This is a genomic window from Azospirillum sp. TSO22-1 (genome assembly GCF_003116015.1).
In the GTDB taxonomy this organism is placed as follows: domain Bacteria; phylum Pseudomonadota; class Alphaproteobacteria; order Azospirillales; family Azospirillaceae; genus Azospirillum.
On record NZ_LGQZ01000085.1, the window covers coordinates 13585 to 30386 of the forward strand.

Annotated in this window: 18 protein-coding genes and 1 tRNA gene; 7 read left to right on the forward strand and 12 right to left on the reverse strand. The window is 66.9% G+C overall.

Going from position 1 to position 16802, the window contains the following annotated elements:
* Window positions 1-8 precede the first annotated feature (8 nt).
* The gene (locus tag TSO221_RS22475; protein ID WP_109120758.1) at window positions 9-329 is read right to left on the reverse strand and encodes an STAS domain-containing protein; all 321 of its coding nucleotides are present in this window, start codon (window positions 327-329) and stop codon (window positions 9-11) included.
* A 226-nt stretch (window positions 330-555) separates the two neighbouring features.
* Window positions 556-2217 carry an alpha-amylase family protein gene (locus TSO221_RS22480; RefSeq protein WP_109120759.1) on the reverse strand — a complete coding sequence of 554 codons (1662 nt, stop codon included), beginning with the start codon at window positions 2215-2217 and terminating at the stop codon, window positions 556-558.
* Window positions 2218-2433: 216 nt separating this feature from the next.
* Between TSO221_RS22480 and TSO221_RS22485 the strand changes: the two genes are divergently transcribed.
* From TSO221_RS22485 to TSO221_RS22495, 3 genes are all read left to right on the forward strand, one after another.
* Window positions 2434-4137 carry a cache domain-containing protein gene (locus TSO221_RS22485; protein ID WP_109120760.1) on the forward strand — a complete coding sequence of 568 codons (1704 nt, stop codon included), beginning with the start codon at window positions 2434-2436 and terminating at the stop codon, window positions 4135-4137.
* Window positions 4138-4219: 82 nt separating this feature from the next.
* On the forward strand, window positions 4220-4399 hold the full coding sequence (locus TSO221_RS22490; protein WP_109120761.1) for a hypothetical protein: 180 nt from the start codon (window positions 4220-4222) through the stop codon (window positions 4397-4399).
* 310 nt (window positions 4400-4709) lie between these two features.
* Window positions 4710-5159 carry a hypothetical protein gene (locus TSO221_RS22495; RefSeq protein ID WP_109120762.1) on the forward strand — a complete coding sequence of 150 codons (450 nt, stop codon included), beginning with the start codon at window positions 4710-4712 and terminating at the stop codon, window positions 5157-5159.
* Window positions 5160-5226: 67 nt separating this feature from the next.
* Here TSO221_RS22495 and gluQRS read toward each other — a convergent pair whose 3' ends face one another.
* Both gluQRS and TSO221_RS36045 read right to left on the reverse strand, forming a co-directional pair.
* Window positions 5227-6069 (reverse strand): tRNA glutamyl-Q(34) synthetase GluQRS, encoded by an 843-nt coding sequence (gene gluQRS, locus TSO221_RS22500; RefSeq protein ID WP_109120763.1) that lies wholly within the window; start codon window positions 6067-6069, stop codon window positions 5227-5229.
* 69 nt (window positions 6070-6138) lie between these two features.
* The gene (locus TSO221_RS36045) at window positions 6139-6306 is read right to left on the reverse strand and encodes a hypothetical protein (protein WP_199229579.1); all 168 of its coding nucleotides are present in this window, start codon (window positions 6304-6306) and stop codon (window positions 6139-6141) included.
* Between the two features lie 298 nt (window positions 6307-6604).
* On the opposite strand from TSO221_RS36045, the gene TSO221_RS22505 reads away from it, so the two are divergent.
* Window positions 6605-7168, forward strand: a complete 564-nt coding sequence (locus tag TSO221_RS22505) for an HNH endonuclease (RefSeq protein ID WP_109120764.1) — start codon at window positions 6605-6607, stop codon at window positions 7166-7168.
* Between the two features lie 6 nt (window positions 7169-7174).
* On the opposite strand, the gene TSO221_RS22510 is transcribed toward TSO221_RS22505, so the two are convergent.
* Both TSO221_RS22510 and TSO221_RS22515 read right to left on the reverse strand, forming a co-directional pair.
* Window positions 7175-7753: a demethoxyubiquinone hydroxylase family protein gene (locus tag TSO221_RS22510; RefSeq protein WP_109120765.1), complete on the reverse strand. Its 579-nt coding sequence runs from the start codon at window positions 7751-7753 to the stop codon at window positions 7175-7177.
* Entirely contained in the window at window positions 7750-8277 is a 528-nt protein-coding gene (locus tag TSO221_RS22515) for a disulfide bond formation protein B (protein WP_109120766.1), read from the reverse strand. The genes TSO221_RS22510 and TSO221_RS22515 overlap by 4 nt, the downstream gene beginning before the upstream one ends.
* Before the next feature lie 121 nt (window positions 8278-8398).
* Here TSO221_RS22515 and TSO221_RS22520 point away from each other — a divergent pair.
* Window positions 8399-8484, forward strand: a tRNA-Leu gene (locus TSO221_RS22520).
* A 544-nt stretch (window positions 8485-9028) separates the two neighbouring features.
* Window positions 9029-10405 (forward strand): hypothetical protein, encoded by a 1377-nt coding sequence (locus tag TSO221_RS22525; protein ID WP_109120767.1) that lies wholly within the window; start codon window positions 9029-9031, stop codon window positions 10403-10405.
* A 58-nt stretch (window positions 10406-10463) separates the two neighbouring features.
* Here TSO221_RS22525 and TSO221_RS22530 read toward each other — a convergent pair whose 3' ends face one another.
* Window positions 10464-12176 carry a phage/plasmid primase, P4 family gene (locus TSO221_RS22530; protein WP_146208876.1) on the reverse strand — a complete coding sequence of 571 codons (1713 nt, stop codon included), beginning with the start codon at window positions 12174-12176 and terminating at the stop codon, window positions 10464-10466.
* Window positions 12177-12554: 378 nt separating this feature from the next.
* The gene (locus tag TSO221_RS35095; RefSeq protein ID WP_146208877.1) at window positions 12555-12986 is read right to left on the reverse strand and encodes a hypothetical protein; all 432 of its coding nucleotides are present in this window, start codon (window positions 12984-12986) and stop codon (window positions 12555-12557) included.
* A 16-nt stretch (window positions 12987-13002) separates the two neighbouring features.
* Here TSO221_RS35095 and TSO221_RS22535 point away from each other — a divergent pair, with 16 nt between their 5' ends.
* Window positions 13003-14196: a uracil-DNA glycosylase family protein gene (locus TSO221_RS22535; RefSeq protein WP_158284175.1), complete on the forward strand. Its 1194-nt coding sequence runs from the start codon at window positions 13003-13005 to the stop codon at window positions 14194-14196.
* Here the strand turns inward: TSO221_RS22535 and TSO221_RS22540 are convergent.
* The 4 genes from TSO221_RS22540 to TSO221_RS22550 all read right to left on the reverse strand — a co-directional run bounded on the left by TSO221_RS22540 (window position 14190) and on the right by TSO221_RS22550 (window position 16741).
* Entirely contained in the window at window positions 14190-14534 is a 345-nt protein-coding gene (locus TSO221_RS22540; protein WP_247878192.1) for a helix-turn-helix domain-containing protein, read from the reverse strand. The genes TSO221_RS22535 and TSO221_RS22540 overlap by 7 nt on opposite strands.
* A 47-nt stretch (window positions 14535-14581) precedes the next feature.
* The gene (locus TSO221_RS22545; protein WP_158284176.1) at window positions 14582-15754 is read right to left on the reverse strand and encodes a site-specific integrase; all 1173 of its coding nucleotides are present in this window, start codon (window positions 15752-15754) and stop codon (window positions 14582-14584) included.
* Between the two features lie 97 nt (window positions 15755-15851).
* On the reverse strand, window positions 15852-16028 hold the full coding sequence (locus tag TSO221_RS35590; RefSeq protein WP_158284177.1) for a hypothetical protein: 177 nt from the start codon (window positions 16026-16028) through the stop codon (window positions 15852-15854).
* Between the two features lie 86 nt (window positions 16029-16114).
* A complete protein-coding gene (locus tag TSO221_RS22550) occupies window positions 16115-16741 on the reverse strand; it encodes a hypothetical protein (protein ID WP_109120771.1) in 627 nt (208 codons plus the stop codon).
* Window positions 16742-16802: the final 61 nt, after the last annotated feature.

Below are 16802 nucleotides of genomic sequence, written 5' to 3' on the forward strand. Positions count from 1 at the left end.
CGGCATGATCACGCCGCCCCCAGCATCTCGTGCGTGCGGGTGCGCGCCAGCACCTTGTCCACCTTGGGCGGCACGTTGACGAGGCGCATGCGGCGGCCGGTGGCGGCGATGCGTTCGCCCAGCACCAGCAGCATGCCCAGGCCGTTCGAGTCAAGGAAGTGCAGCTCCTGCAGGTCCAGCACCACGTCGCCGGTGCCGTGTGCGTTCACCGCCTCGAACAGCGGGCGGAAGGTGCTGTAGCTGTTGTAGGTGAGCATCCCACTCAAAGCGCACAGCACGCGTCCCGATTCGTGCTGGACCCTGGCGCCGAACGTCCGGTCGGTGAGCATGGTTCCCCCTCCCTGTTGCCCCGCTGCAAAACCTAGCAGCGAAATGTTTCCGGCGTTTGTTCAGAGTGTAACCAAACTTGTTCAGACGCCAAACCAAAAAATGCAACACGGACAGAATGCGTCCGTATCACACGGCAAGCCGTGCGCCCCTCCCGCTCAATGCGTTGCATTGAGCGGGAGGGTTTGGCCGAAGGCGTTTGGCAATGATCGCCAAACGCCTTCGGCATCACAGGTCCGAGCGCCGCAGGATGTAGTCCAGCCCGCCCACGCGGAACCAGCGGTAGCCGTAGGCTTCCAGCACCAGACAGGCGCGGCCGTCCTCGCCGACGTCGGCGTGGTCCTCGCTCAACAGGTTGGTCAGACGAGGCGACCCGCCGGTCGGGCCGGGGTCGAGAGCCACCTCGCACGGCTTGTCCTTCAGGTTGTGGACGACCAGCACGGCGTTGTTGCGCCAGTCGTAGCGCAACGCCAGCACGCCGGGGTCGCCGGCGTCGATGACGGCGAAGCGTCCCCAGCCGATCTCCGGGCACTCCTTGCGCATGCGGATGATGCGCTCCATCCAGTTCAGCAGCGACTCGGGGTTGCGGCGTTGGATGGCGGCGTTGATGCGCTCGAACCCGTAGGGGCCGCCGCTGATCACCGGCACCTCGGGCGTCTTCGCCTTGGTGAAGCCGCCGTTCGGCTCGGTGGACCATTGCATGGGGGTGCGGGCGCACTCGCGCTCGGGCAGCGACAAATCGTCGCCCATGCCGATCTCGTCGCCGTAGCGCAGCACCGGCGTGCCCGGCAACGTGAACAGCAGGCTGTAGGCCAGCTCCATCCGCCGCCGGTCGCCGTCCAGCATCGGCGCGAGGCGCCGGCGGATGCCGCGGTCGTAGAGCTGCATGCAGGGGTCGGGGCCGAAGGCGGCGAACACCGTCCGGCGCTGCTTCTCGGTCAGGCGGCCGAGGTCCAGTTCGTCGTGGTTGCGCAGGAACAGGCCCCACTGGGCGGTCGCCGGCCGCGGCTCGGTGGCGTTCAGCGCCTTGGCCAGCGGCCGGGTGTCGGCGCTGGCCAGCGCGTAGAACAGCGTCTGGTTGACCTGGAAGTTGAAGCACATGTGCATGCGGTCGCCGTCGTCGCCGAAGTACTTCAGGTCGTCCTGCGGCAGGATGTTGGCCTCGGCCAGCAGCACGGCGTCGCCCTGGCGCCACTGCACGAACTCGCGGAACGAGCGCAGCATGTCGAAGTGCTCGACGGGCCTGTCCACCTCCGGCCCCTTGCCGGAGATGATGAAGGGCACCGCGTCCATGCGGAACCCGGCCACCCCCAGCTCGATCCAGAAGCCCATGATCTTCAGAATCTCGGCGTGCACCTCGGGATGCGAGGTGTTTAGGTCGGGCTGGAACTCGTAGAAACGGTGGAAATAATAGGCCTTGGCGAGCTTGTCGTGGGTCCAGGTGGTCTTCTGCACGCCGGGGAAGACCATGCCGGTCCCGGCGTTGGCCGGCTTCCTGTCGGACCAGACGTACCAGTCGCGATGGCGGGACTTGGGGTCGCGCCGCGCCTCCTGGAACCACGGGTGCTGGTCGGAGGTGTGGTTGACCACCAGGTCGATGATGACACGGATGCCGCGCGACTTGGCGGCGTGCGTGAATTCGACGAAGTCGCCCAGCGTGCCGTAGCGCGGATCGACGTTGTAGTAGTCGCTGACGTCGTAGCCGTGGTCGCGCCCCGGCGAGGGCTGGAACGGCATCAGCCAGATCGCCGTGATCCCCAGCCCGTGCAGGTAGTCGAGCCGGCGCATCAACCCCTTGAAGTCCCCCACCCCGTCGCCGTCGGCGTCCATGAAGGTGCTGAGGTTCAAGCAGTAGACCACCGCGTTCTTGTACCAGAGGTCGTTGATCATGGCGCCCCATCCCCGGTTCGACCCTGCTGGAACGGGTCCGGCCCGGGGTGGGTCCGCGCCGGAGCGCGGATCAGCCTTTTTGCATATTCCCATAATCCGTCCATGGGCATGCCTGGGCCGCAAATTGTCCAGTTAAGCAATCGACTCGAATCGTTTATGGTGCGCCGCCCCTCGACCGGGGCGGTTTTATGACCCTTCCGTTGCACGAGTGTGATCATGGCCTTTTCGTTGAAGCTCCGCGGCCGTCTGACGGCCATGGCGTCGGTCGCCCTGGTGGGCATGGTCGTCATCGCCGCCGTGGCGCTGACCAGCCTGCACACCGAGCTGATGAACGACCGCCAGATGAAGACGCGCGACCTGGTGGACGCCGCCTCCAGCCTGGCGCTGCGCTACCAGGAACTGGCCCAGAAAGGCGTCCTGCCGGCCGATGAGGCGAAGAAGGCGGCGCTGGAGGCGATCGGCACGCTGCGCTACGAGGGCAACAACTATTTCTGGGTCAACGACCTGAACGGCGTGCTGCTGATGCACCCGGCCGGGCTGAAGGACCGCGTCGGGCAGACCGTCATGGACGTGCGCGACCCCACCGGCTTCTCGATCTTCCAAGGCTTCATCGAGGTGGCGCGGCGCGACGGCGCCGGCTTCTTCCCCTATTCCTGGCCGAAGGCGAAGGGCGAGGCGCCGTCGCCGAAGATCTCCTACGTCAAGCGCATCGCCGGCTGGGACTGGGTGGTCGGCACCGGCATCTACGTGGACGACGTGGACGCGGTGTTCCGCCAGAAGGTGGTCGAGCAGGCGTCGATCTTCGCCGTCGTGCTGGCCGTCGTGCTGCTGGCGGCGTGGTGGGTGAGCCGCTCCATCGCCACCCCGATCGCCGCCATGCGCGGCACCATGCTGGCGCTCTCCGAGGGCCGCACCGACCTGGAGGTGCCGGCCGTGGACCGCGCCGACGAGATCGGCGACATGGCGCGCACCGTCCAGGTGTTCCGTGAGAACGTCATCCGCATCGAGCGCATGCGCACCGAGCACGAGGAGCACGAGCGCCGCGCCATCGAGGAGCGCAAGCGCGCCATGCTCGCCATGGCCGACAGCATGGAGCAGCGCGTCAAGGGCATGGTGCTGACCATCGGCAAGGTGATCGAGCGCCTGCAGGGCTCGGCCAACGCCATGTCGTCGAACGCCCAGCAGACCAGCGCCCAGAGCAGCGCCGTGGCGGCGGCCAGCCATCAGGCCTCGGCCAACGTGCAGACCGTGGCGGCGGCCACCGAGGAGCTGAACGCCGCCAGCCTGGAGATCGGCCGGCAGGTCGAGCGCGCCTCCTCCGTCGCCCAGCTGGCGTCGGAGCAGGCGGCGCGGACCGACGGCGTGGTGCAGGGCCTGTCCGACGCCGCCGGCAAGATCGGGCAGGTGGTCGACCTGATCCGCGACATCGCCGGCCAGACCAACCTGCTGGCGTTGAACGCGACCATCGAGGCCGCCCGCGCCGGCGAGGCCGGCAAGGGCTTCGCCGTGGTGGCGCACGAGGTGAAGGGCCTGTCGACGCAGACCGCCCGCTCCACCGATGAGATCGCGGCGCAGATCGCCGTGGTGCAGGCGGAGACCGATCAGGCCGTCGCCGCCATCCGCGAGATCGCCCGCACGGTCGGCGAGGTGCACGAGACCTCCTCCTCCATCGCCGCGGCGATCCACGAGCAGCACGCCGCCATCGGCGAGATCAGCCGCAACGTGGCGCAGGCGGCGCACGGCACGGACGAGATCAACCTGCACATCACCGACGTCTCGCGCGCCGCCGACGGCACGCTGGGCGCCTCGCAGGCGGTGGCCGACGCGGCGGACGAGCTGGTCCACCAGTCGGAAGCGCTGGAGCACCACGTCGAGGACTTCCTGCGCGAGATCCGCGAGTCCAACCGGCTGGCGGCGTAAGGCCGCAGCCCCCTCCGTTCGGAAGCCTTGGTGGCGCCGGCGGTTGCTGTATGCTGATGGGCGAACCAGCAGGGAGGACAACGTGCGCTATCACGTCATGGCCGGCGGCACGATGGGCGTCATCAGCCTGAAGCGGGACACCCTGGACGGCGCCATCAAGAAGGCCGGCGAACTCCGCCAGAGCCACGAGTACGAGGACGTCCGGATCATCGACACCGAGAGCGGCGCGGTGGTCGAGGAACCCAAGCCGACCGTGCAGTAGGCACGGCGTTCCACGGCCCCCACCCTATCCCTCCCCCGCTGGGCGGGGGAGGGAACTTCGCCATACCGGGAATGCAGGCAAGGGTACCCCCTCTCCCGCCCAGCTTTCGCGCAAGCTTCGCTTGCGCTGACGCGGTAGGCGGATCCTTCGGATCCGCCGAGAGCGGGGGAGGGCCGGGGTGGGGGCAAAAACCTCGCCATGCTTGTGGCCCGGCTCACATCCGCCCAGGCCTGCCCCCGCTAGTCTCCTGTCATCGACAACACGCCGGACGCGAGAGAGCGCCGGCCCCCTCAGACAGGAGACCGACACCATGATCCGCACTTCGCTCCTCGCCGGCTTCGCCTCGCTCGCGCTGTTCGCCGCTCCCGCCATGGCGCAGAACGTGTCGAACATCTCGAACACTGCCGCCGGCGTCGGCAACGTCGCGGTGCAGGGCGTCACCACCATGCAGCGCGGCGGCGGACTGTTGGGCGGCCCGAACGTCGCGAACGTCTCCAACACGGCGGCCGGCATCGGCAACACCGCGTCGCAGGGCGTCTTCGTCGGCCAGCGCTCAGGCGGGCTGTTCCCCGGCGGCTCGATGGCGAACGTCTCCAACACCGCGGCGGGCATCGGCAACCAGGCGTCGCAGGCGGCGACGGTGCTCCAGCGCTCCGGCGGCCGGGCGCCCTTCGGCGGCCCGAACTTCGCCAACGTGTCGAACCTCTCGGCCGGCATCGGCAACTTCGCCGGCCAGGGCGCCCTCGTCCGCCAGCGCTGACCGTTCACCCGCCCCCCCGAACCAAACCCCGGGCCCCGGCCGGAGCGATCCGGCCGGGGTTTCCGCGTCAATCCGGAAAGCCGGCCAGCGCGCGCACCTCGGCCGGCGCGCAGCCGGCCTCGCGGAGCGAGCGCAGCGTCTGCGCCCGGTCGCGCTTGGCGAGGCGCTCGCCGCGGTCGTTGGTCAGCAGACCGTGGTGGTGCCATTCCGGCACGTGCAGCCCGAGCAGCGCCTGCAGCAGCCGGTGCAGGTGGGTGGCGAAGAACAGGTCCTCGCCGCGGGTCACCAGCGTGACGCCCTGCAGGTCGTCGTCCACGGTGACGCTGAGGTGATAGCTGGTCGGCGTGTCCTTGCGGGCCAGCACCACGTCGCCGAGGATCTCCGGAGTCGCCTCCTGCCAGCCGCGGCCGCGGTCGAACCAGCGCGGAGGCCCCACCCGCCGCACCGCCGCCGCGACGTCGAGCCGCCACGCGTACGCCTCCCCCGCCGCCATGCGGGCGGCGCGTTCGGACTCGGCAAGATGGCGGCAGGTGCCGGGGTAGAGCGGACCGTCCGGCCCGTGCGGCGCGTGGCCGGCGCGGGCGATCTCCGCCGCGATGTCCCTGCGGGTGCAGAAGCACGGGTAGACGACGCCCAGCGCCTGCAGGCGCCCGAGCGCCGCGCGGTAATCGTCGAGGTGATTGGATTGCCGGCGCACCGGCGTTTCCCAGGCGAGGCCCAGCCACGCCAGGTCCTCCATCAGGTCCCGCTCGAACTCGGGACGGCAGCGCTGCGGGTCGATGTCCTCGATGCGCAGGAGGAAGCGGCCTTTTGCCGCAGTGGCCGCGCGCCAGCCGAACAGCGCCGAATGCGCGTGGCCCAGGTGCAGGTGCCCGGTCGGGCTGGGGGCGAAGCGGGTGACGGTCGTCATGCCGCTTCTATAGCCGAACCGACGCCCCTCCCACAAACGGCCCCCTCACAAATGGGAGAAAGCGCCTGTTCAGATGTAGGGGTTGTCGCGGATCGGCTCGACCGGGATATCCTCGCCCTCGAGGTACAGGGCGAGCCGGCGGCGCAGTTCGCGATCGAAGGCCTCGATGCGCTGCTGACGCGCCTTCTCTTCGCGTTCCTGGCGCTTCGCGGCAAGGCTGATGATCTGTGCAGTCATGGTGGCCCCCGTGGTCGTTGCCGCGACTGTGCCCGACCATGGTTAACGACCAGTAACCAAGCCGGCGGCTTTCGGCCGTCTTGGCTGTGGGCACCCCATTTGTCACACCCCTCCCCCTTTTTCTGGGGCGCCGCCGGGCACCGAAGGCGTGTCGGAAGCGTTACGGGGGTGTGAAGATTGTGCGGTGCGGTGGCGGTCGGCGACACGAGATGTTGAGATTATCCGCCGTATCGCTTATGTATCTGGTGCGCTCGGGGTCAGAGGCCGTGCGAGACGGTATGAGACGAGGGAGTGGCCATTGGCTCCACCACCCGATCACTGTCCGGCTCTGGTGCTGAACGCGGACTTCCGCCCGCTCAGCTACTTCCCCCTGTCGCTCTGGTCGTGGCAGGAGGCGGTGAAGGCGGTCTTCCTCGACCGCGTCAACGTGATTTCCCAGTATGACCGGATCGTTCACTCCCCGCGCTTCGAGATCCGCCTGCCCAGCGTCATCTCGCTGAAGGAGTACATCCCGGCGACCCGCCGGCCGGCGTTCACCCGCTTCAACGTGTTCCTGCGCGACCGCTTCAGCTGCCAGTACTGCGGCAAGCCGTTCCCGACGCAGGAGCTGACCTTCGACCACGTCATCCCGCGCTCGCGCGGCGGGCGGACGACGTGGGAGAACGTCGTCACATCCTGTTCGGCGTGCAATCTGGTGAAAGGCAACCGGCTGCCGCACCATTGCGGCATGATCCCGCTCAGTCCGCCGTTCCAGCCGACGGCCTACGAGCTGCAAGAGAACGGACGCGCCTTCCCGCCAAACTTCCTGCACGAGAGTTGGCGGGATTTTCTTTACTGGGACACCGAACTGGACCCGGTGTGACGGGGGTCAGACCCGCTCCGCGACCCAGATCGCCGCACGAGTGCAGACCCGGATCGTGCCGGACAGCAGCGGGTACGCGGGCGCCTGCTCCGCACCGTTGGCGAGGCCGATGTCGCGGTGTTCCAGCTCCTCGGCCTGGAACTTGAGGATCTTCTCCTCCAGATCCGACTCGGCGGGGCCGAGGTGGTCGAGCTGGGCGGCGTAGTGGCCGTCGATGACCTCCTCCACCGCCACCGTGCAGGCCATCGCCGCGCGGTCTCCGATCAGCGCCGTCACCGCGCCGAGCAGCCAGCCGCCGACGTGCCACAGCGGCTGCAGCGCCGTCGGGCGGACGCGGCGGGCCACCAGCTGCTCCTCGAAGTAGCGCAGGTGTTCGCGCTCCTGGGCGGCCATGTGACGCAGCGTGCGGCCGTGCGGCCCCTTGCCCATGACGGCGAGCTGGCCCTCGTAGATGCGCTTGGCGCCGTACTCGCCGGCGTGGTCGACGCGGATGATGCGGGCGAGGCGTTCCTGCGGGCGCGGATCGCCGGGCAACGCGCCGCGCGCCGGCTTGCGGGGGGCGGAAGCGGCGGCTGGAAGGGTCATGCGGCGGCTTCCGTGCGGCCGGCGGCGCGGTAGGCCAGGCGCGCCGAAAGGAAGGCGAAGGCGGACAGCGCCAGTGAGACGACCACGTTGTAGCCGGCCATGGTGATGCCGAACAATTCCCACTGGATCTCGTCGCAGCGCACGACGGGCGCCTTCATGACCTGGGCGCGCAGGTCCTCCAGCGTCAGCGCCGCGCCGCCCGTTGCGCCGCAGGCCGAGGTGCCGGCCCACCAATGGTGTTCGACCCCGACGTGGTAGGTGGCGATGCCGGCGTTGGCGAGCAGCGCCAGCCCGCTGGCCACCAGCAGCGCGTCGCCCAGGCCGCGCCAGCGCGGGAAGGCCAGCGTGATGATGCCGAAGCCGAGCACGGCGGCGTAGGGCACGCGCTGGTAGAGGCACAGGATGCACGGCTGGTAGCCGAACCCGTATTGGAAGACGAACGCGGCGCCGAGCACTCCGGCGCTGGCGAGCGCCAGCAGGACGGCCGGCAGGCGGGGATCGATGAGGGTCGGGCGATGCAGCATGGCGCCTTCGATATAGCGCGGCGCGGCGCGTTGCGCCAGTTGCCGCGCGCGTGCTTCCGCGCATCCTTTGCGATTGACCGGGGCGGGCGGGTCTGTATGATCGCCGCACCATTCATCCCGTGCCCCAGTGGCGAAATGGTAGACGCGGCAGACTCAAAATCTGTTGCCGGCAACGGCGTGCTGGTTCGAGTCCGGCCTGGGGCACCATCTCTACCAAGGCTTTTTGCGCCTGAGGGGACGTGCAGCGGCGATGTATGCCGCTGCGTCCCCTCCTATTCCCCTCTGGGAACCCTTGGGTGGCGGAAGACCGGGCCGCCGGCAGGGCGAGGCAAGAGAGCATAGCGGCATCGGCGGCGGCATCTCCGCAGACTCATCGCATGACGGTGCGGCGTCCTGCCCTCTCGAACCGGCTGCACCGCTGTCAGCTCCGAAATCCTCTCTTACCTCTATCTAAGCCCCTGTTGGGGCAAGCATCAGCCGCACCATCCTTACAAGGGGGCAAATCCCGCCGAAACCAACTTTCCCTTACACGTCCTCAGATTCAAACGATACCAGCCGCGTCACACCCTGCGGCTGCTTACATTTTCGTCCCTTTACACGCCTCCGGGTTTCCCCGCCCAGCCCCTTCCCTGACTATGCCACCGTCCGCTCGCCCCGTTATCTGCATTCTACATCGACGATCACAGGAAACCGTCTTCCCTTCCGCTCCCGATCCGGCCACATTCGCGCCACGTGCTGGATCTGCTGGGGAATGGACGTGGTTGAGACGGTTGAGGTTGGGGTGACGGATCTCGATGGTCCGGCGGACGCGGAGGCCGACGCCCTTCTGGACCTGTTCGCGGTCGGCATACACGCTGTCCTCCCTGATCTGGACGGCGGCCTTGCTGGCTTCGCGAGCCGGTTGGCCCGTGCTGGGGTGGTGCGACCTGTCAGTAGGGCGCCGGGTGCCGCACGCACTTCCGTGCGCCTCGACGTGCGCTTCACCGTGCCGGACCTCCCGGACGGCGGCAAGATGGAGCTGAAGGGGCAGCTTTGCCTCACAGTGGGAGACCGCAGCATCATCGTGACCCCCGCCAGCGTCCTCCGGGGGAACGCCCTCCGCTCTCTGCGGGAGCGGCTCACGGATGTCGGACCGAAGGGCCTGGATGGAAACGACAACGTGGTGGGCGCGCGCGAGGGTGACCGGGGACGGCTGCTGCGCCTCCAGCTCCGGGACGTTGAACTGGCGTTCGACGCCTTCTTGGCCGCGTTGCGGTCGGCGGCGCTGATGCCGGGAGACGCCCCCCTGTCGTGCGAGCTCCGGCTGTGGTCATGCGAGATCTGCCGGGATATCACCGAGTCTGACGCACCCAGCTTGGTGGCCTCGCTGCGCAACATGCGCCCCCCAGACGCCGCGGTCTTCCGGTCCCGCTTCTTTGTCACGTCCACGGCGGAGGAGATCGTTGGCAACCTCCCCGCGGTGACCTGGAATGAGGGGCACAGGCGGGGAAAGGTGGAGTCCAAGATCTACGCCAAGAGGGCGGACCTTCTCCGCCTGGAGGTAAAGGCCCTCGACCGAGCCGCCGTCAAGCGCCTCCTAGGCAGGTCCGATGACGCACAGATCGTAACGCCGCTCAGCGGGAGGACAATTGCCGCCCTGCTCGCGCGGGTCGCGGAAGCCGCACAGGATCGTCTAGACGTCATGTGGGAGTTCAGGCAGTACGCAACTACCGTCCAAGAGGACCGCGTGCATTTCCTCGGCAGCCTCGCGCCGTTGCTTCGCGTCATCAACCCGCCCACCGGGCGCGGCGGACGCCCGATCAGCGATGAGACGCGCACACTCGCCTACCGTGCCATCGAGACCCTCATACAGCTTGGCAGCTTTAGCGCCGTCAGCGTGCGGCGGGATAACCCGGTGCGGCAGGCTCTCGATGAGATGGCGGACGACGCCGAAGGCGGCCTTGTTACCCGCGGCGGACGGCATGGCTCCATCTACGTCGTCCGCCCCGAGTACGCAAAGGCGCGCGAAGCTGCTGCCGTGATGTTGGCACCCTCACCAAACGCCACCGGGGTGACCGCGCCAGCGCACCGCGATGAGGGAGCGACGAGTGAGGATATAGAGGAACAGGAAAGGGGACACTCGCTCTGAGCGCCCCCTTGCTTCAATGTCGCTGCGGCGGCACCGCTTCCGGCGCCGCCCCGCCTGCTCACAGGCCCTCAACCTCGCCAGCCGCCTCACCAGCATTCATTTCGTCCGCGGTCAGCACGGCGAACCCGTCCCTGAAGCGGATGCCCTTATAGAACGGCGCACCGTCCACCATGTGGCGCGTCACGCGGTAGCGCGCCTTCAGCAGGTCGGCCACCTTGCGCATGTGTGACGCGCTACTCCAGTCGGTCGTGTCCAGCCCGAGCCGGCGGCCGGCGGCCCGAAGCGCCGCCTGGAGCTCACGTGACGTGATACGCTCGTCCGACGCCGCCTCCACCCACAAGCGCGCCACCTGCGCCGCGGGGTCCGGCCCGTGTTGCATCTGCACCACCTGCTCCTCGTGGTCGTCGGGCAGCGTGAAGGCGCCGTCCCGGTGCATCGCGCGAGCCTCTTCGACGAGGAGGTTAATGATGCCGGGGGCCTCTTCCCAGACGCGCTCCAGGAAATCGGGGTCCACCTCCTCGCGGCCGAGGCTCTCCGCGAACGTGACCACAATGAACCGGCGCTCCAGCGAGTCGTTCGTCTCCGACAGCTTCGGCAGCTCGTTGCAGCCGAACACGTGCGCCGCCTGCGGCGTGAACGTGAACGGCTTCCCATAGATCTGGCGCGCGACGACCGGCTCACGCGATGCGATCTGCTTGAACACCGCGCCTGAGATCGCGCGGCCGGCGGACGACAACTCTGTGACAGTGTTGAGGCGAACGCCGCAGAGCATCGCCCGCTGATACTCCTGCGACCACTGCTCGGGCGGCACGGACGCCCTGGCATGCGCCGGCACGAAGCGCGACATCAACTCGATGAGGGTGGACTTGCCAGAGCGCGGCGGGCCGTACAGGACCATGACCGTGCGCACGCGATCACGCGCGGGCATGCTCCCGAACAGGATGCAGGCCATGAATTGGAGCACCACCCGCACCTTTCGCCCGTCTCCGCCCAGCAACCGTCGCAGGCCCGACAGAAACGTTGGCGCTCGCGCGTCGGGATCATAGCGCACATCGAGCAGGAAGCGGGCTTTGTTCTCTGGCGCGTGGGGGAGCAGTTCGACGTTCCCAAGCACCGCATTCTGACGCAGGAACCCGTTGCCGAGGTTGATGCCGGCGGGCGCGTCAGCAAAGTAGTCCTCGCGCGCGCAAGCGGCACAGATGCGATTGGCCACCTCCTTTCGGTCTCGCTCGCTCTGGACGCAAGGCATGCCGACGAAAGCACCCAGAATATCGGCCTTCAACTCGTCATAAGTGTGTGCCTCATAATACGGAGCCCCAGCGTTACCGTGTACGTAAGAGTAGAAGCGCCCTTCCGTCCAGAGCACAATGTGATAAATCGCACTCAATAGCTTCAGGAAGGCCGCGGTAACGTCATCAGCCGAGTTCAAGCATCCATATTCTGGGTGATAGTTGAGAGCATCATTTTCCACAGCTTTTATCACGTCCACCGGGAGCTCCGTCGCAGACTTGATCGCGTTCCGGAGCATGGCCCGCTCCCCACCGGACAGCTTGGCCTCCACCGCCTTCCTGATCACGACAATCGTGCCAGGGAAATCGCCCTTCCCCAAATTCGACGCGATCTCCAAAAGCCCCGCGTAATCAGACCGCTCCGGCCCTGCACTTCGCTCCACCACATCCGTCGATGTAACGGAGACGTTGCCGGCCCCTTGGCCAGCTTCCTGCAGAACGGCCTGCCCCGTCTCGTTCTCGATGTCGATTGCCGGTGTCAACACACTACCTCCTGACCCAGCCCTACAGGACCACAGGGGAAACACGGTCCCGCTGCGGTCGCTGGCCGGTTTATGCTCCGCGAAGCGGGGTTGCGCTTCGCGGTGGCGTGGATAAGGCTGTTATGTGCCCTGACCACATAGCAGTCTGTGGCTTTTCCGTAGCGCTTTCACATTTGCATCATTCTTTTTCAGCCTTCGCCAAATCAACATGAACCCGACACACTCCGCCATTTCCCATGGATAAGAGGACGCCGGACGCTGCCGTCAGTTGGAATCATCCCCGCCGCCAGAAGTAGGAAAAGGTTGAGCTTCCACTAAAACAAAGGCGCCACTCATAGAGAGCGGCGCCTTGCGTACACGAGAACATGATCTTGATATTTAGCGTGATTCCCGCATGTCATGATAATGGCCGAAAGCAGCATTCCTGACACGCCGAACGGCTTCATCTTCTGATACGTCGAAGATGTAAGCTGCCAAGCTGACCATGTCAGTACCTGCCGCACCACAGTCGGCATCTCCCCACTTGCCGGTCCTCAGATCAATCCTGAGTGAGCCAAAGCGCTGGTGGGGCGCCCGCGGATTGGACACAACGAACACATCGTCCAAAAAACATCCACCGGGCAGCCAGTCCAAAAGAAAATCCTCAGCTTTTGCCAGCGCGCAAACGTTATCGTACAGACGATCGGATTCCGGGTTGCGCTTACGCCCGCGTCCCTGGCCTGGATAAGGGCGCGATCTATCGGTCGAGTCGTAATAGCGCCTTCCGGGAGACGATGCGTTGCGGTTGAATGGAGGGTTGTCGTAGGGCATAGTCAGTGGGCCTCGCGTGGCAAAACACGACGTGATCCGTCGCAAGGCACAAATTGGACTCATGCTTTTTAATTGTCAAGCCGGTATTTCCAATGAAAAGCATTTTGACGCACGCTGGACCTGGGATGGGGTGAGAATGAGGCGGATGGAAGGGTTGGCGCTTTGGAACGGGCGGAAACTTGATCAGGCACGGGTGGCTACCCTGCTAGGGGCGGCATGGGGGGAAGGCTGGCGGCAACGTCTGGAGATCCAGCTTGGCGCTACGCAATCAGACCTCGAAGAATGGCTGACATCCGATAAAATTCCGCCCATTGCAGGCGCTGCGATTGCTCAAGCGGTCAGCAATGCCGTTTTGGCCATGCTTCCGGCATGGCGAGTGGCCGAAGGCACGGCTGGTTATGAAATCTGGAGTTCAGGTCCGGGCCTTCTTGAAAAGCTCGCGGATCAGGTCAACTCGCTCCCGATCGCCAACGCCATGGCCGCTGTACCAGCGTTGATCATGGCGGCACGACACGCCCTTGAACTCCTCTCTAACGATGAAGCGCTGAACGAGGCGACCCCAGCCCGTCATCGGGTTCAAGTTGAATTGGACGTGGCCTTGGCCCTGACTGGAGAGGCGGTGACGACGTCGAGGCGGCCGGCCACGATTCCGCCCGCGAGCGTTTCAGTGCGCACTTCAGCAGTTCAGATCTCGCCGCTGGATGAGCTGATCCAAGAGATCCGCGCGGCGAAGGCACCCGACAAGATGGTCCCCGAGATTGACCCGAACGGCCCGCGCGAGAAAGCCGACGTGGTTGTCGTGATGCAGTCGCCATCGCACGCCGAACTCCAGGCTGGCACCGTCTCCTTCTCATCGGGCGGGCCCGCCGTGCGCATGGTGAAGCGACTGCTGACCGAGGCGGGATTGGATCCAACGCACTGTCTCGTCTGGAACATCGTTCCGTGGTTTCCGTTCAGTGAAGCCGACATTGATGAAGGTCGCCGCTGGCTGAGGCGGCTGCTGGATGCCCTGGAGCATCCACGAGCGGTGGTTTTCATGGGGCGCCACGCCAGACGGGCAATGGACGACTTCCACGACCGCCCCAACCTCATACGCATCAAGACCGCGCTGCCTGTGAACAATCCACGGCTGTACCCTTCCGTCAGGGAGGATCTGGAGCTTGTAGCGCAGACTCTGCGCCAGAAAGACTCAGAGGGCGACACTTACTGAGCCCCATCTTCTGTCGCAGCCGGACGACGCACGAACAGTCGGCGCTTCTTGTCGAACACAGCTGAAGTCGGGGCGGCCATCGGCTGCTGCCGTGCTTGCACCGTATTCTGAAACAATTTGGCTGCGATGAACGCCTCTACATCAACCCGGCGGTAGCGTACCATCCGCGTGCCGAGCTTGACAAACACCGGCCCGGTGCCCTGCCTCCGCCAAGCCTCCAGGGTAGCCGGCGCAACCCCCAGCAAGATCGCCGCCGATTCGGGCGTCAGTAGGCCCTCCATCGTCCCGCCGCTCGTCGTGCTCGCCGCCGTCACGGCAGCATCCGTCATGTCGGTCATCGACGTTCTCCTCTGTATTGGAAAAAGAAAGGGGAGAGGCGCCGGGCTCAGGGCCCGGCCGCCTCGATAAGTTGCCCGACAACGAGCCGCCCCGCAGCCTCCGACGCCCTCGCCAGCGTGTTGCCAGCCAAGTGCGCGTACCGCTGCGTCATCACCGGGGTGGAGTGGTTCAGGAGTTGCTGCACGACGAACAGGCTCTCGCCCGCGTTCACCAGCAGGCTGGCGTAGGTGTGCCGCAGGTCGTGCACACGGACGCCGCTCAGGCCCGCCCTCTGGCAGGCCCGCGCCCAGGTGTGCCGCACGGAACGGCGATGGGTGCCGGGCTTGTCACCGGGGAAGAGGTGCGGGTTGCCCTCCTCGCGCGGCAAGCTCTCCAACAGCGCCAACGCCGGGCCGCTCAGCGGCTTGAACTGCACGCGCCCGGACTTCGGGCGCGGCAGCCGCCACAGCCGTCCGCCCAGGTCCACCTCATCCCAGCGCGCCCGCGCCGCCTCGCCAAAGCGCGCGCCTGTCAGCAGGAGCAGCATCAGCAGTGCGGCGCCGATGCGGTCCCTCTCCTCGCCCAGCATGCGGACCAGCGCCTGGATCTGCTCCGGGGTGAGGTACGTGTGCCTCTGGTTGTTCTCCTTGAGCAGCTTGACGCCGAGCGTCGGCGAACGCTCGACTTCGCCCCACAGCACAGCCTTGGAGAACATGGTCTTCATCAGCGCCAAGTGACGGTTGGCCGTGGCCGGGGTGAGCCCCTCGGCCACGACGCCGTCGTGGATGCGCGTGATGTCGGACGCCGTCACGTCCGCCAGCAGCTTGCGCCCGATCGCCGGCAGGATGCGCTTGTTCAGCAGCTTCTCGTCCTCGCGCCAGGAGCGCTTGCGCGCCCGCTGGTGCTCCATGAAGCGCACGGAGAACTCAGCGACCGTGAGCGCCTGACGGGCAGTGTCGCGCTCGGCGGCCGGGTCCTCACCGGCGGCGACCCGACCGCGCAGTTCCAGGGCCTTCTTACGGGCCTGATCGAGGGTCACATCCTGACCGTGCCGGCCGATCTTGACCATCCGGGTCTGCCCGGCGCGGTTCTTGAACTTGCAGTAGAAGGTGATGAGGCCCGTGCTGCGAACCTCGGCGACGAAGCCGGGCAAACGGGCGTCGTGGAGGACGAGCTTGGCCTTGCCGTCCGGCAGCGGCGGCGGCTCGGCCAGGATCTTGTTGGTGATCTGAAGTCTCAAGCGGACCTCCGCGGGTGTGGATATGGGGCCGCGGAGTGCGCCGCAGCCCCGATGGGTTGTTCGGGCCGCAGCGGGCTTTGAACGGCGAAAGCGGACGTCAGCCGCCCTTGTTGACCACCACGTGGACGTGCACCTCCACGGGCGGGCTCCGCTGGGCGTCGGCGATCGCGACGGGCATCGGCGGGACGGAATGGGACGGTGCGCGACGCCCATCGACGACGGCGCGGACCAACTCGACGGCGATGGGCGCGAGCAGCGGGTTGAGGTTCAGCATGCGCGGCCCTCGCGCACCAGGGGCAGGGCACGGGACTTCAACTTCATGACGTCTCCTGTTCGGTTGATGACGGTGAAGGGTGGTGGTCAGCACCGTTGAGGCGCATCAGCGCGTTCGGCTTCGGCGCGTGCCGCCTCGCAGCGGATTGCTTCGGCGAGATGGACGCGTAGGTGCACGAGGTGCCGGTCCTCCGGCAGCCTCGCCGTCGCGTCGGCGCACGCCTGCTCGCAGATGAGCAGGGCCTGCTCCACGGTGATGCCTTCAGAGCGGCCGGCAGGGTCGCGGCAGAGATCGAAGGCGTTATCGCCTGCCCACGCCCCGGCGAGCCGGTAAGGCCATTCCGGTGTCGGTTCGGCCTCTTCCAGGCCGAATCGGTCGTGACGCGGCATGGCGGCGCGGCGGGCAAGTTCCTCCTCGATGCAGCGGCGCACCGACCCCTCCATGCGGTCGGCGAGCGAGCGTGGGCGCCGCACCGCTTCCTCGGCGGCACGCCGGGCAACCACGTCGAGGAGATCGAGGAGGGTGAACCCCTCGGGCCCGGTGGCCTCGTCGAAGCGGACCAAGAAGGCGGCGCCGTCGCCGTAGATGTCGGCCATCACCGATGACCAGGGCAAGAGAGAGCCGGCCGGCAGGTCGGTGTCGGTGAACAGCAGGAAGCGCCCGTCGCTGGCGCGGCGCTCCGCGACAATGGCGGCATCGTCGATGTCGATCATGTCTCGTGACCTCCATAAAGGCGAAGGGCCGTCCTGCAGCAGCAGGACGGCCCTGGATCAC